The organism is Nocardiopsis sp. CC223A (genome assembly GCF_030766825.1).
In the GTDB taxonomy this organism is placed as follows: domain Bacteria; phylum Actinomycetota; class Actinomycetes; order Streptosporangiales; family Streptosporangiaceae; genus Nocardiopsis.
The window spans coordinates 24,354-37,954 of the sequence record NZ_JASFDV010000043.1 but is presented as its reverse complement, the minus strand read 5'-3'; the positions used below and the strand labels follow the sequence as shown (position 1 = coordinate 37,954).

Here is a 13,601-nt window from a genome sequence, read left to right as displayed (position 1 = left end):
CGTCCCCTTCCCTGCATCGCGCTAATGCGCGGCGTCGTGCCAACTCCGTCCGCCGCCGACCGACACGGCCAGCGGAACACGCAGATCATAGGCCGTGCTCATCTCATGGCGCACGAGGTTTTCCACCGCCTCCCGCTCACCCGGGGCGACCTCCACCACCAGTTCGTCGTGCACCTGCAACAACACCCGCGAGGCCGCCCCGCTCTCGGCCAGCGCCGCGTCCACCTGCAACATCGCCACCTTGATGATGTCGGCCGCCGACCCCTGGATGGGCGCGTTGAGCGCCATCCGCTCGGCCATCTCCCGCCGCTGCCGGTTGTCGCTGGTCAGATCCGGCAGGTACCGGCGCCGACCCAGCATGGTCTCGGTGTAGCCGACCTTGCGGGCCTCCTCCACCACCGCGTTCAGGTAGTCGCGCACCCCGCCGAACTCGGCGAAGTAGTCCTCCATGAGCTTCTTCGCCTCCTCCGGCGTGATGCCCAACTGCTGCGACAGCCCGTAAGCGCTCAACCCGTACGCCAACCCGTAGCTCATCGCCTTGATCCGCGACCGGGCCTCACCGTCGACATCCTCCACCGCGACACCGAACACCTGCGCCGCCATCTGCGCGTGGAAGTCGTAGCCGCTGTTGAACGCGTCGATCAGCGCCTTCTCCTGCGACAGGTGCGCCATGATCCGCAACTCGATCTGGCTGTAGTCGGCGGTCAACAGCTCCTGGTAGCCCTCCCCCACCACGAACGCCCGCCGGATACGCCGCCCCACATCGGTGCGCACCGGGATGTTCTGCAGGTTGGGATCGGTGGAGCTGAGCCGCCCGGTCGCCGCCACCGTCTGGTTGAACGTCGTGTGGATGCGCCCGTCGTCGGCGACCGTCTTGATGAGCCCCTCGACCGTGGTCCGCAGCTTGGTCTGGTCGCGGTGGTGCAGCAGCACCGCCGGCAGCTCGTTGTCGGTCTGGGCCGCCAGCCACGTCAGCGCGTCGGCATCGGTGGTGTACCCCGTCTTGATCTTCTTGGTCCGGGGCAACCCCAGGTCCTCGAAGAGCACCTGCTGCAACTGCTTGGGCGAACCCAGGTTGAACTCCCGGCCCACGATCCCGTGCGCCCGCTCCACCGCCGCCCGCGCCGCCGACGCGAACTCGCCCTGCAACTCCTCCAGGTAGGCGCGGTCGGCCGCGATCCCGGCCCGCTCCATCCGCGCCAGCACCGGCACCAACGGCAGCTCCACCCCGCTCAGCAGGTGCGCACCGCCGCGCTCGTCCACCTCGGCGGCCAACACGGCCGCCAGGTCCCGGGTGGCCGCCGCCCGCACCGCCAGGGCGTGCCAACGGCCGGACGGGCCTCCGCCGTCCAGGTCCAACGTGAGCTGGTCGCCGGAGGACTCCTCCTCCAACTCCCGCCCCAGGTACTTGCGGCACAGGTCGACCAGGTCGAAACGGCGCTGCCCCGGCTGCACCAGGTACGCGGCCAGCGCGGTGTCGCTGACCACCCCGCCCAGCTCCCAACCGTGGGCGCCCAGCGCCAGCAGCGCACCCTTGTACTCGTGCACCGCGATCGGCCGCTCCGGATCCGCCAGGAACGCCGCCAGCGCCTCGGTGTCCGCGGCGTCCAACAGCGCCGGGTCCACCGACACCGCAGCACCCGAGGCCACCGCGATGGACAACCCGTCCACCCGGCCGGTCCCGGCACCCCACGCCCCGTCCAGGGCCAGCCCCGCCGGCGCCGCCGCGGTGACGTCGTCGGCGGCGGCGTGCTCGGCCAACCAGGCCGCCAGCGTCCCGGTCCCGGCCACCGTCAGGTCGACCTCGAAACCCTCGCCCCCGGGGGCCGCCGCCGCGGCCTCGTCCGAAGCCAGCACCGCGTACAGGCGCTCACGCAGGTTGGAGGCGAACTCCAGGTTGTCGAACAGGGCGTCCACCCCCGCCCGGTCCGCCCGGCCCAGCAGCAGGTCGTCCAGACCCACCCCCAGGTCGACATCGGTGGCCAACAGGTTGAGCCGCTGGTTGCGCAGCACGTCGTCCAGGTGGTCGCGCAGGTTCTGCCCGGCCTTGCCGCCGATCTCGTCGATGTGCTCGACCAGCCCGTCCAGCGACCCGTACTTGACGATCCACTTGGCCGCCGTCTTGGGGCCCACTCCCGGCACACCCGGCAGGTTGTCGGCCTTCTCCCCCACCAGCGCCGCCAGGTCGCGGTACCGCGGCGGCGTCACCCCGTACTTCTCCTCGACCGCCGCCGGATCCATCCGGCGCAGGTCCGACAGGCTCTTGCCCGGGTACAGCACCGTGCACGAGTCGGTGACCAGCTGGAACGCGTCCCGGTCACCGGAGGCGATGAGCACCTCCGCACCCGCCTCACCGCCCATACGGGCCAGCGTCGCGATGACGTCGTCGGCCTCGAAACCCGGCGACGACAGGTTGGCCACCCCGATCAGCCGCATCAGTTCCTGGGTGAGCGGCACCTGGGAGGGGAACTCCGGCGGCGTCTCGGAACGCCCGTCCTTGTACTCGGCGTACTCTTCATGGCGGAACGTGGGCCCCGACAGGTCCCACGCCACCGCGACATGGGTGGGCTCCTCGTCTCTGAGCAGCTTCACCAGCATCGACGCGAAACCGTACACGGCGTTGGTCGACTGCCCGGTACTGGTGCCGAACTTGTCCACCGGCAGCGCGAAGAACGCGCGGAAGGCCATCGAGTGGCCGTCCAGGAGAAGAAGGCGGGGGCGCCCGCCGGCCTGCGATGTCTCGGGGGTCTCACGTTTGGTCACCACAGGTGAATCCTAGGATGCCACGCGGACACTTCGCTGCCACGACCGAAAGGCGGAACACCATGACGACGGACCCCGAGATGAGGGAGCTGATCGACAGCGGCGCCCTCAGCGGCGGCCTGGCCGACCGCATGGGCATCGAGATCACCGAGGCCTCCGCCGAACGCGTCGTCGGCCGCATGCCCGTCAAGGACAACACCCAGCCCTTCGGCCTGCTGCACGGCGGCGCCTCCTGCGTCCTGGCCGAATCCCTGGGATCCATCGGCTCCACCATCCACGCCCGGCAGTACGGCCGGATCGCCGTCGGCATCGAGATCAACGCGACCCACCACCGCTCGGCCGCCGACGGACACGTGACCGGCGTCGCCACACCCGTGCACCTCGGCCGCACCCTGGCCACCTGGGACATCACCATCACCGACGACCAGGACCGCAAGGTGTGCACCTCCCGCCTCACCTGCATGCTGCGCGAGCTACCGAGCACCTGACCGGAAACGGCTCGAATGGTCCGGCCGTTGCCGACCGACCGGAAACAGGCCGCCTTCACAACACAGTGAAGTCCCCCTGTGACTCCACGGCCCGACCGCCGAAGATTCGACGGTCGGGCCTCTGCGTATACACGGCCGCGACACTTTGTCACCCCGCGCCCACCCAGGCAGGACTACCGTCCAGGCGATGCCGGGGATGACTACAGAGCCATAACAGCCTGACGGCGAGTCGGCACCAACGCGCATTTCGCGCTTTCGCACCGCGAACTTCCGTGATTAAGCTCCGCTAACGCTCCCGATTAAGTCATGCCACACATCGCGGGCATCAGGGCGCAAGAGCACCATCCGGCACGACTGCACCATGCAGCTCGTGCTCGCCGGTTGAACGGAGTGACCACATCATGGCAAGCAAGAAGGTCCTAGGCCTCACTGCCGCAACCGCGGCCCTGGTACTGGGGCTGACCGCGTGTGGCGACGGCGGCGGCAACGAAACAGGCGGCGGCGACGGCGCCTCCGGCGACGCCTTCCAGTTCGGCATCCTCTACCCCCAGACCGGTAGCCTCGCCTTCCTCGGCCCGCCCCAGATCTCCGGCGCCGAGTACGCCATCCAGGAGATCAACGACGCCGGCGGCATCCTCGGCACCGAGGTCCCCGCACCCATCGAGGGCGACGAGGCCGGCGACGCCGCCCAGGCCAACGAGGCCGCCAACTCCCTCGTCTCCGACGGCGTCCACGCCGTCATCGGCGCCGCGGCCTCCGGCATGACCCAGGCGACCTACGACACCATCACCGGTTCGCAGATCGTCCAGTGCTCCGGCTCCAACACCGCCCCGGACCTGACCAACATCGACGACGGCGGCTACTACTTCCGCACCGCCCCCAGCGACCTGCTCTCCGGCCCGGTCATGGCCCGCCAGATCGTCGAGGACGGCCACCAGAGCGTCGCCATCGTCGCCCGCGCCGACGACTACGGGGGCGGCTACGCCGGAGGCCTCCAGACCGAACTGGAGAACCTCGGCGCCGAGGTCGTGGCCAACGAGACCTACGACCCCGACACCACCACCTTCTCCTCCGTGGTCGGCTCCGTCAACGACTCCGAGGCCGATGCCATCGCCCTCATCTCCTTCGAGGAGGGCGCCCAGGTCATCGCCGAGCTCCTGGAGACCGGCACCGAGGGCGACCAGCTCTACATCACCGACGGCCTCAACAGCCCCGAACTGGGCACCTCCGTCAACGAGAGCGACCCCGAGATCGTCACCGGCATCACCGGTGTCGCGCCCGGCGCCGACAACGAGGCGTTCAACGACGGCCTGGCCGAGTTCGCCCCGGACCTGGAGACCTTCCAGTTCGGCCCGCAGGTCTTCGACTGCGTCACCGTGATCGCCCTGGCCGCCGAGGCCGCCGGCAGCGTCGTCCCCGCCGACTACGTCGCCGAGCTGCCCAACGTCAGCGCCCCGGAGGGCACCGAGTGCACCACCTTCGCCGAGTGCCGCGACCTGCTCGCGGACGGCGAGGAGATCAACTACCAGGGCGCCAGCGGCAACATCGACTTCGATGACAACGGCGACCCGACCTCCGCGACCTTCCAGATCTTCCACTTCGGCGAAGACGGATACGAGACCCTCGGCTTCGAGGAGTACTCGGTCAACGAGTAGCACCACCGCACCACCCATCACCCCCCGAGCGCCCCGGGCCCCAGGCCCGGGGCGCTTCTCCGTCCCCGCACCCGGCCCCGCGGGCCGGTCACCCCGCCCGGACCGGCCGGGTACCGCCGCGGACCACCAACCGGGTGGGCAGCACCGTGGTCGGCGGCGGCCCCTCCCCGGACTCAAGGAGATCGAGCAGGATCTGGGCGATGAGGTTCCCCTGCTCGGCCACGGGCTGCTCGACCGTCGTCGGTTCCAGGACACCGGCGAGCTCGTGGTCGTCGAAACCGACCACCGAGATGTCCTCGGGAACGCCCGGCCCGGACAGGGCGGCCACCTGCCCCTCCGTGAGGGGCATGCTCAGCACCGCCACGGCGTCCACCCGGCGCCGGAGCGGCATCTCATCGAAGAAGCGGTCCCGGCTGGACGCGTCGGCGAGGTTGTACAGCAACAGGTCGAAGCCCCTCGCCCTGAGGACCTCCTCGACACCGTGGAGCACCCGCCCGAAGAACCACCGGTTCACGTAGGGCACCACCACACCGATGACAACGCCTTCGTCTCCGGAGACGTCACCCTCTCCCTCGTCGGACACCGGGAATACCCCAACTACCACGAGGCCCCCGGCGAAGACCTCGTCGTACTCCCGCTCCCCGACTTCGGCAACGGCGTCAAGACCGGCCAGGGCTCCTGGGCATGGGGCGTGTCCGGCACCTCCCGGAACGGCACCACCGCCGGCGCGTTCATCGACTCCCTGATGGCCGACGAACAAGTGGCCACCATGACGGCCGCCAACGGAGCACCCCCCGGAACCACGACCGCCATCGAGACCAGCGACCTCTACGGGACGGGCGGAGACCTGGAACTGTTCGCACAACAGCTGGCCGCGACCTGCGGAAACGGCCCGATCACCACCGACTGCGTGTCCGTGCCCCGCCCGGTGACCGCCGGATACCCGGTCATCACCCGCCAGTTCTCCGACGCCTTCACCACCATCTGGGACCGAGGCGACATCACCCGGGCACTCGGCGACGCGGCCGCGGCGATCGACATCGACTTCGCCGACAACGACGCCTTCTCCACCCCCTGACCCACCCCCGACCGGGGCCGCGCCCGCACACGGGCGCGGCCCCGGCGGCGCTCCCCCACGCCGCGAAACAGCCCACCCCACCGCTTCCACCCCCGAGGACGACCCCCAGACCGCTCCCGCCCCGCCGGGCGCACACCGGCAACACCACAGGCCACGGACATGGGCGCGCCCCCTGATGGCCCTGCCCGCCGTGACCGGACCGGTGCTCTTCGCAGCCCTGCCCTTCGCCATGGCCATCGGACCATCGCTGTACAACGTGCGCCTCGAATCCTTCCGCCCACCCGACCTCGTGGCACTGGAGCAGTACCGGCGCATCCTCGCCTCACCGGAGTTCAGCGGCGGCTTCTACCGGGCCCTGGGCAACAACGCCCTGTTCGCCGCAGTGGTCGTACCGGCCCAGACCGCCGCGGATCTTCGTGCAGATCATCGTGCCCATGAGCAAACCGGTCTTCGCGACCGTCGCCCTCCTGTCCTTCCTCACCCAGTGGGGGATGTCCCTGTGGCCGGTGCTCATGGTCAGCGATCCGACCGTACGGCCGCTCCCCCTGGCCATCAGCGTCTACCAGGGACACCCCCCTTCCGGTGGGGGGGACATCATGGCGTTCGGAGTGATGATGGTGCTGCCCATGCTCGCCGTCTTCCTCGCCTTCCAACGCTGGTTCGTGCAGAGCGTGGCCTCCACCGGCCTCAAGGGCTGACCACGGCGACGGATCACCGGACGCACGACACCACCCGGGCACACCGCCGCGAACACGGCGGCCGACACGACACCACCCGGCACTCCCGCACACAGGCCCAGCAGACCCCGGCCGCACCGCGTCCGCACACCCCCGCACGACGAGGGGGCGGGACCCAAGGCCCCGCCCCCTCCCGGCGACCCCCGATCAGTCCTTCTCACCGAAGATCCCCAGGTACAACTCGATCCCGCACACGAACCCGGCCGACCACGACCGCACCCCCCGCACGACGAGGGGGCGGGACCCAAGGCCCCGCCCCCTCCCGGCGACCCCCCGATCAGTCCTTCTCACCGAAGATCCCCAGGTACAACTCGATCCCGCACACGAACCCGGCCGACCACGACCGCACCACGGCCGCACACCCCCGCACAAAGAGGGGGCGGGACCCAAGGCCCCGCCCCCTCCCGGCGACCCCCCGATCAGTCCTTCTTACCGAGGGTCCCCAGGTACAGCTCGATGACGTTCGGGTCGTTCAACAGATCCGCACCCGTACCCGTGTACGCGTTGCGCCCCTGGTCCAGCACATACCCGCGGTCACAGATCTGTAGGCACCGCCGAGCGTTCTGCTCCACCATGATCACCGAGACACCCGCCTCGTTGACCTGCTTCACCCGCTGGAAGACCTCTTCCTGGTACAGCGGCGACAACCCCGCCGTCGGCTCGTCCAGCAGCAGCACCGACGGGTCCATCATCAGAGCCCGCCCCATCGCCACCATCTGGCGCTCACCACCCGACAACGACCCGGCCTTCGCCTTGCGACGCTCCCCCAACAACGGGAACAGCTCCGCCACGAACCCGAACCGCTCCGCGAACGCCTTCGGCCGCAGATAAGCCCCCATCTGGAGGTTCTCCTCGATCGTCAGCGACGGGAACACGTTCTGCGTCTGCGGGACGTAACCCACCCCGCGCTCCACCAGGCTGTGCGCCGGCAGACCCGCGATGCTCGCCCCCCGCAGGGTCAGACCGCCCTCACGGACCGGGATCAACCCGAAGATCGTCTTGATCAGCGTCGACTTCCCGGCCCCGTTCGGACCGATGATCGCCACGACCTCACCCTCGGTGAGGGTCAACGTGCACCCGTTGAGGATGTTCACCCCCGGCACGTACCCGGCCACCAACTCCTTGGCCAGCACCAGGTAGTCCTCGGGCGCACCCACCTCCACGGACTCCTCCATGGCGTGCTCCAGCAGCTCCTCACGGTGCTCCTGCGCCACCACGGCCTCCTCCGCCGACTCCGGCACACCGTCAGGACCCGACTCCGGGCCCCCGTTGTCCAGGCTCCCCTTCTCACTCATTCAGTCCTCCTCATGGGAACCCAGATAGGCATCGATGACCTGCGTGTTCGAGCGGATGTCCGAAGGACGCCCCTCCGCGATGACCTGCCCCTGGGCGAGCACCACGATCCAGTCGCTGATGCCCATGATCACGTCCATGTCGTGCTCGACGAACAGGACCGTCTTGCCCTCGTCGCGCAACGACGTGATGTGACCCAGCAACGACTGCACCAACGCCGGGTTCACACCCGCCATCGGCTCGTCCAGCATGATCATGTCCGGATCGGTCATCAGCGCACGCGCCATCTCCAACAGCTTGCGCTGCCCGCCCGACAGCGAACCCGCCATCTCGTCGCGCTTGGCGATCAGCTTGAAGCGCTCCAACAGCTGCAACGCCCGCTCGGTGTTGGCCCGCTCCTGGCTCTGCCACAGCGGACGCGCGAACGCACCCGCCATCCGCTCCCCCAACTGGCCCTTGGCGCCCAACAACATGTTGTCGAGCACCGTCAACCGGGTCAGCGCCTTGGTCAGCTGGAACGTGCGCACCATCCCGGCCCGGGCCACCTGGTGGCCCTTCTTACCGCTGATCCGCTGCCCCTGGAACGACCACGTCCCCTGATCCACCCGGTCGAAACCGGTCAACAGGTTGAACAGGGTCGACTTACCCGCACCGTTCGGACCGATCAGCGCCGTGATCGTCCCCCGCTGCACCTCCAGGTGCCCCACGTCCACAGCGGTCAGACCGCCGAACGAACGCCGCACACCGTCGACCACCAGGATCGGATCGGCCTTCGCCGAACCGGGCACCGTCTCGGTACCCGACATACGGTCGACCACCGTCTCATCACTTGACATTGATCAGCATCTCCTTGCGGTCCCCGATCAGGCCCTGAGGACGGAACACGATCAGCAGCACCAGCATCAGACCCGCGAACGCCAACTGGAGCGCACCGTAGTCCGGACCGTCCAGGAAGGGCATCAGCCCCAGGTCACTGCCCAGGTACTTCAGCAGACCGTCGGTGAAACTCATCAGGAACCAGAACGCCATCGCACCGATGACCGGACCGAACACCCGACCCGCACCGCCCAGCAGCAGGATCGCCCACAGGAAGAACGTCACCTGCGGCTTGAACTGGTCCGGCTGGATCGACGCCTGGTGCACCGCCATCATGCAGCCCGCCAGCGCACCGATCAGACCACCCAGCACCAGGATCTGCATCTTGTACGCGAACACGTTCTTGCCCAGACTGCGGACCGCGTCCTCGTCCTCACGGATGCCCTTGATCACACGACCCCACGGGCTGTGGATCAACAACCACGTCAGCCCCACCATCAACAGCACCAGCGACCAGGTCACCACCATCGTCCACAGGTGCGTACCCGTGTACGTCAGGTCACCGATGCCGTACCGGGCACCCGGCTCGAACGGGTTCAACTCACGGAAGCCGCCCGCCAGGTTCTGAAGACCGTACACACCACCGGTCAGCGGCTCGGCGAACCCGGCCCGGTACACCAACCGGACCACCTCCGCCGCCGCGATCGTCGTGATCGACAGATAGTCCGCCCGCAACCGCAGCGTCGGGATACCGAGCAACAGCGCCAACACCAGCGCGCACAGCAGCCCCACACCGAAACCGACCAACAACGGCAGCCCGAACACCGACACGCTGATACCGACGCCGTACGCGCCCACCAGCATGAAGCCGACCTGACCGAAGTTCAGCAGACCCGTGTACCCGAAGTGCAGGTTCAGGCCGATGGCCGCCAGGGCGTAGATCGCCGCGATCGGACCCAGGGCCGACCGGACCGACTCGGCCAGGATAGAAAGGATGTCCATCGTCTTCTCTCCTAGCCGACCCGCTCAGCACGCCCGAGCAGACCCTGGGGCCTGACCAGCAGCATGAGGATCATCAACGCCAGAGCCCACGCCTGCATCAACTGCGACGGGAACCACAGGGTGGACAACATCGCCACCAGGCCGACGGCGATACCGCCGACCATCGCACCGTAGGCCGTGCCCAGACCGCCCAGGATCACCGCGGCGAACATCAGCAACAGCAGACGGAAGCCCATCTCGTACTGCACCACCTGGTTGAGGCCGTACAGCACACCGCCCAGAGCCGCGAGACCGCCGCCCAGACCCCACACGTACAGGGTGACCCGGTCCACGTCGATACCCGACGACTCCGCCAGGTCCCGGTTGTCCGACACCGCACGCATCGCCTTGCCGATCCGGGTGAACTGCAACAGGCACGCCACCAGCACCAGGACCACGACCGACACACCCATGATCACCAGGTCGCGCGGCGGCATCGAGATCGGCCCCAGGCGCACCACCTCCTGGATCTGGAAACCGGCGTACCGACTGCGGTCGGCACCGAACAGCACCAGGATCACGTGGCGCAGGATCAGCGCCAGGCCGATCGACACGATGAACATCTGGATCAACGCCACATGACGGCGGCGCAGGGGACGCCAGATGTACCGCTCCATGGAGGCGCCCAGCACGGCGCCCATCACCACGGCGATACCCGCCGCGATCCACAGCGGAACCTCCCAGCCCACCGAGTCGCCCAGCACGCCCAGCACGGTGGCCAGCACGATGCCCGCGAAGATCGACGACCACTGGGCGACGATCAGGACGGTCCGCGTCAGCCTGGTCTCCAGGAAGGCGCCGATGAGGACCGCACCGCCCAGACCCGCGAAGATCGCGAGCAGGGAGTTGCCCAGGCCCGCCGCACCACTGCTGAACACCAGCGCGACCATGGCCCCGAAGGTGACCATGTCGCCGTGGGCGAAGTTGATCATCTTGGTCGAGCCGAAGATCAGCGACAGGCCGATCGCGGAGATCGCGATCACCAGGCCGAAGAGAAGCCCGGCCGCCGTCAGCTGGATGACCCGGTTCCCGAAGGAGCCACCGGTCGCGGGGGCGACATCACCCTCCTCGGCGGCCGCGTCGTCACCCGGACCCTCCGAGTCCGTGTCGGACGGGGACTGCGCCCCCGACGGCTCGTCACCTCCGCCGGCGGACTCCAAGGCGATGATCAGGGGACGCTGATCGTTCGCCTCGACCTCCACCTCGGTCTCGCCGTCGACGAGGATGGCCGTCTCTCGTACGGAGAACTCTGCGGGGACGGACTCCTGGTCCACCACGACGCGGTAGGTGCCCGGTCCGGGCAGCTCCACCGCCCAATTTCCATCAGAGTCGGTTTCGGCTGCCCCGATCTCGTCCGCACCGTCGAACACCTGGATCATGATGCCTTCGACACCCTGATCCCGGTCGTCCGGGTTGCGGATCTGACCCTGCAGCGCTTCACCGCCCTGTTCGTCCGCCGTCGCCGCCGGCCCGGGGATCACCAGGATGGCGGTGATCAGGGCGAGCAGCACGGTCACGAGGCGTGTGCGCACGCGCGCTCCTTGCGCATCTGAGGGTAACGGTGCCGTATGCGCGCATTCGACACCGTTGTCCATTGCTGTTCGGTGCGGTGAGTTTAGCCCGGTTTACCCAGGTCATTCAGCTCCACTTAAACCACGTGACCCAAATGTCATCCCATCGTGCAGAAACGAGACTCAACCGTCACGGGACCCCCCTTGACGCTGGACACTTGTCTCGTTTCCCACCTGCCGAGTGAGCGATCTGCACATTTCCCACGTACCTTCGGCACACCCCGGACACGACGAGGGGCCGCACCCGGGCGGGTGCGGCCCCTGTTCAGTCCGCCTGCGAGGAAGCCGTTAGGGCTGCTTGCCCCCGAGGGTCTCCACGACCGTCTCGGCCACCTTGCGCATGGTCAGGCGCCGGTCCATCGAGTTCTTCTGGATCCAGCGGAACGCCTCGGGCTCGCTCATCCCGTGGCGGCTCTGGAGCAGGCCCTTGGCCTGCTCCACCAGCTTGCGGGTCTCCAACCGCTCCTGGAGGTTGCCGACCTCGGCCTCCAGCGCCGACAGCTCGGCGTACCGGGAGGTCGCCATCTCGATGGCGGGCACCAGGTCGGCCTTGCTGAACGGCTTGACCAGATAGGCCATGGCGCCGGCGTCGCGCGCCCGCTCCACCAGCTCGCGCTGGGAGAACGCGGTCAGGATCACCACGGGGGCGATCCGCTCCCCGGCGATCCGCTCGGCGGCGGAGAGGCCGTCGAGCACGGGCATCTTGATGTCGGTGATCACCAGGTCCGGTTTGAGCTCGCGAGCGAGCCGGATGGCGGTCTCCCCGTCTCCGGCCTCGCCGACGACGGCGTAGCCGTCCTCTTCGAGCATCTCCTTGAGGTCCAGGCGGATCAGGGCCTCGTCTTCCGCGATCACCACGCGGCTCTGCGTCCTCGTCACGTACATGAGGTTACCGAGATCCGCTAGGATGCTGATCGTCGGGCCCGGCAATGCTGGCCAATCGTGACATCACCGTTGGCCGACCGTCGCCGGGCCAACTCATAGGGGCCAGCCTGAGATCGAACCGAACATAAGCCCCAAAGGCCCTGATACCCCAACAGGCAGAGGGAAACGGCTCAAACCCGTTACAGTGTGGGTTCGAATCCCACTCAGGGCACACAACAGACGAAAGCCGCCCATCGGGCGGCTTTCGTCATTCCAGGCATATCACCCCTGACCTGCGAAGATGCACGCGGTTTGTCATAGGCGTGAGCAAGCATGCACAGCATGTACTCATCTCATGTCCGCCGCTCGGCGGTCTCCATGCTTGACTCGGGACTCTCCAAGGCCGAAGTCTCCCGACGCCTGGGCGTCACCCCCGCCACCCTCCGCATCTGGTCCCGGGACCGCTCCCTCATCGACAAGTACCGCGACAACGGCGAGTGCCCCCGATGCGAACCGATCCCCCGCCCGCCCACCGAAGCACGGGCCTACAGCCACCTCTTGGGCCTCTACCTCGGCGATGGAACCATCAGCCGCACCGGTGACGGCACCCGAGGGGTGTGGCGGCTGCGCATCTTCTGCACCGAGACCTGGCCGCAGCTCATCGAGGAATGCGTGGCCTCCATGGGCACGGTGCTCCCCGGCCGCTCCATCGGACGTATCACGAAGATGGGCTGCACCGAGGTGTACGCCGACGGGAAGCACTGGCCGTGTCTGTTCCCCCAGCACGGCCCGGGCAAGAAGCACGAGCGCGAGATCGTGCTGGAACCCTGGCAGCAGGAGATCGTGAACACCTACCCGGAGGAGTTCATCCGGGGCCTCATCCATTCCGACGGCTGGCGTGGCGTCAACCGGGTGCGCAGCCGGACACCTCAGGGCTGGAAGTACTACGAGTACCCCCGCTACGACTTCATCAACGTCTCCCAGGACATCGTGGATCTGCTGACCGCTGCTCTCGACCTCCTGAACATCCCCTGGAAGGTCCGGGTTCAGCGGCGCTCCCCTCACCAGGACAAGATCGTCGTGTCGATCGCACGGAAGGAAGCCGTGGCCCGGCTCGACGAGTTCGTAGGCCCCAAGAGCTAGCCGGGGGTTTGGGGCGGGGTGGCCCCGGGTGTGCCGGGTGGGCGGTTCGGTCGGGGCGGAACCGGTGTAACTACCCGGCCGGTTCGTCACAAAAAGGGCCTTTTGTCACTTCATGCCCGGGCAAGGCGGGTCTAACCGGTCACATCACGGCC

12 protein-coding genes and 1 tRNA gene are annotated in these 13,601 nt (G+C 68.2%); 6 read left to right on the top strand and 7 right to left on the bottom strand.

Annotated elements, in window-relative coordinates; genetic code table 11:
• Positions 1–21 precede the first annotated feature (21 nt).
• Entirely contained in the window at positions 22–2,766 is a 2,745-nt protein-coding gene (gene polA, locus QJS33_RS17945; protein WP_306369153.1) for a DNA polymerase I, read from the bottom strand.
• Between the two features lie 59 nt (positions 2,767–2,825).
• Here polA and QJS33_RS17940 point away from each other — a divergent pair, with 59 nt between their 5' ends.
• On the top strand, positions 2,826–3,251 hold the full coding sequence (locus tag QJS33_RS17940; RefSeq protein ID WP_306369152.1) for a hotdog fold thioesterase: 426 nt from the start codon (positions 2,826–2,828) through the stop codon (positions 3,249–3,251).
• Positions 3,252–3,652: 401 nt separating this feature from the next.
• Complete coding sequence (locus QJS33_RS17935) at positions 3,653–4,906, top strand: ABC transporter substrate-binding protein (protein WP_306369151.1); 1,254 nt, start codon at positions 3,653–3,655, stop codon at positions 4,904–4,906.
• Positions 4,907–4,994: 88 nt separating this feature from the next.
• Here QJS33_RS17935 and QJS33_RS17930 read toward each other — a convergent pair whose 3' ends face one another.
• A complete protein-coding gene (locus QJS33_RS17930) occupies positions 4,995–5,420 on the bottom strand; it encodes a substrate-binding domain-containing protein (protein ID WP_306369150.1) in 426 nt (141 codons plus the stop codon).
• Here QJS33_RS17930 and QJS33_RS17925 point away from each other — a divergent pair.
• A complete protein-coding gene (locus QJS33_RS17925) occupies positions 5,388–5,984 on the top strand; it encodes a hypothetical protein (RefSeq protein ID WP_306369149.1) in 597 nt (198 codons plus the stop codon). The two genes, QJS33_RS17930 and QJS33_RS17925, sit on opposite strands and share 33 nt — an antisense overlap.
• Before the next feature lie 434 nt (positions 5,985–6,418).
• A complete protein-coding gene (locus QJS33_RS17920) occupies positions 6,419–6,682 on the top strand; it encodes a hypothetical protein (RefSeq protein WP_372339677.1) in 264 nt (87 codons plus the stop codon).
• A 458-nt stretch (positions 6,683–7,140) separates the two neighbouring features.
• Here the strand turns inward: QJS33_RS17920 and QJS33_RS17915 are convergent, their stop codons facing one another.
• From QJS33_RS17915 to QJS33_RS17895, 5 genes are all read right to left on the bottom strand, one after another.
• Entirely contained in the window at positions 7,141–8,016 is an 876-nt protein-coding gene (locus QJS33_RS17915) for an ABC transporter ATP-binding protein (RefSeq protein WP_306369147.1), read from the bottom strand.
• Positions 8,017–8,850: an ABC transporter ATP-binding protein gene (locus QJS33_RS17910; RefSeq protein ID WP_306369146.1), complete on the bottom strand. Its 834-nt coding sequence runs from the start codon at positions 8,848–8,850 to the stop codon at positions 8,017–8,019.
• Complete coding sequence (locus QJS33_RS17905; protein ID WP_306369145.1) at positions 8,840–9,832, bottom strand: branched-chain amino acid ABC transporter permease; 993 nt, start codon at positions 9,830–9,832, stop codon at positions 8,840–8,842. The genes QJS33_RS17910 and QJS33_RS17905 overlap by 11 nt, the downstream gene beginning before the upstream one ends.
• An 11-nt stretch (positions 9,833–9,843) precedes the next feature.
• A complete protein-coding gene (locus QJS33_RS17900; protein ID WP_306369144.1) occupies positions 9,844–11,403 on the bottom strand; it encodes a branched-chain amino acid ABC transporter permease in 1,560 nt (519 codons plus the stop codon).
• 327 nt (positions 11,404–11,730) lie between these two features.
• Positions 11,731–12,300, bottom strand: coding sequence for an ANTAR domain-containing response regulator (locus QJS33_RS17895; RefSeq protein WP_306369171.1), 570 nt, complete (start codon positions 12,298–12,300; stop codon positions 11,731–11,733).
• A gap of 164 nt (positions 12,301–12,464) precedes the next feature.
• On the opposite strand from QJS33_RS17895, the gene QJS33_RS17890 reads away from it, so the two are divergent.
• Positions 12,465–12,538, top strand: a tRNA-Leu gene (locus tag QJS33_RS17890).
• A 110-nt stretch (positions 12,539–12,648) separates the two neighbouring features.
• On the top strand, positions 12,649–13,449 hold the full coding sequence (locus QJS33_RS17885; protein ID WP_306369143.1) for a transcriptional regulator: 801 nt from the start codon (positions 12,649–12,651) through the stop codon (positions 13,447–13,449).
• The last annotated feature ends 152 nt before the right edge of the window (positions 13,450–13,601 follow it).

Bases quoted from the DNA above. Each gene is read 5' to 3' on its own strand.
- QJS33_RS17940 (WP_306369152.1), top strand. From the start codon at position 2,826: ATGACGACGGACCCCGAGATGAGGGAGCTGATCGACAGCGGCGCCCTC.
- QJS33_RS17935 (WP_306369151.1), top strand. From the start codon at position 3,653: ATGGCAAGCAAGAAGGTCCTAGGCCTCACTGCCGCAACCGCGGCCCTG.
- QJS33_RS17920 (WP_372339677.1), top strand. From the start codon at position 6,419: ATGAGCAAACCGGTCTTCGCGACCGTCGCCCTCCTGTCCTTCCTCACC.
- QJS33_RS17915 (WP_306369147.1), bottom strand. From the start codon at position 8,016: ATGAGTGAGAAGGGGAGCCTGGACAACGGGGGCCCGGAGTCGGGTCCT.
- QJS33_RS17910 (WP_306369146.1), bottom strand. From the start codon at position 8,850: ATGTCAAGTGATGAGACGGTGGTCGACCGTATGTCGGGTACCGAGACG.
- QJS33_RS17905 (WP_306369145.1), bottom strand. From the start codon at position 9,832: ATGGACATCCTTTCTATCCTGGCCGAGTCGGTCCGGTCGGCCCTGGGT.
- QJS33_RS17885 (WP_306369143.1), top strand. From the start codon at position 12,649: ATGTACTCATCTCATGTCCGCCGCTCGGCGGTCTCCATGCTTGACTCG.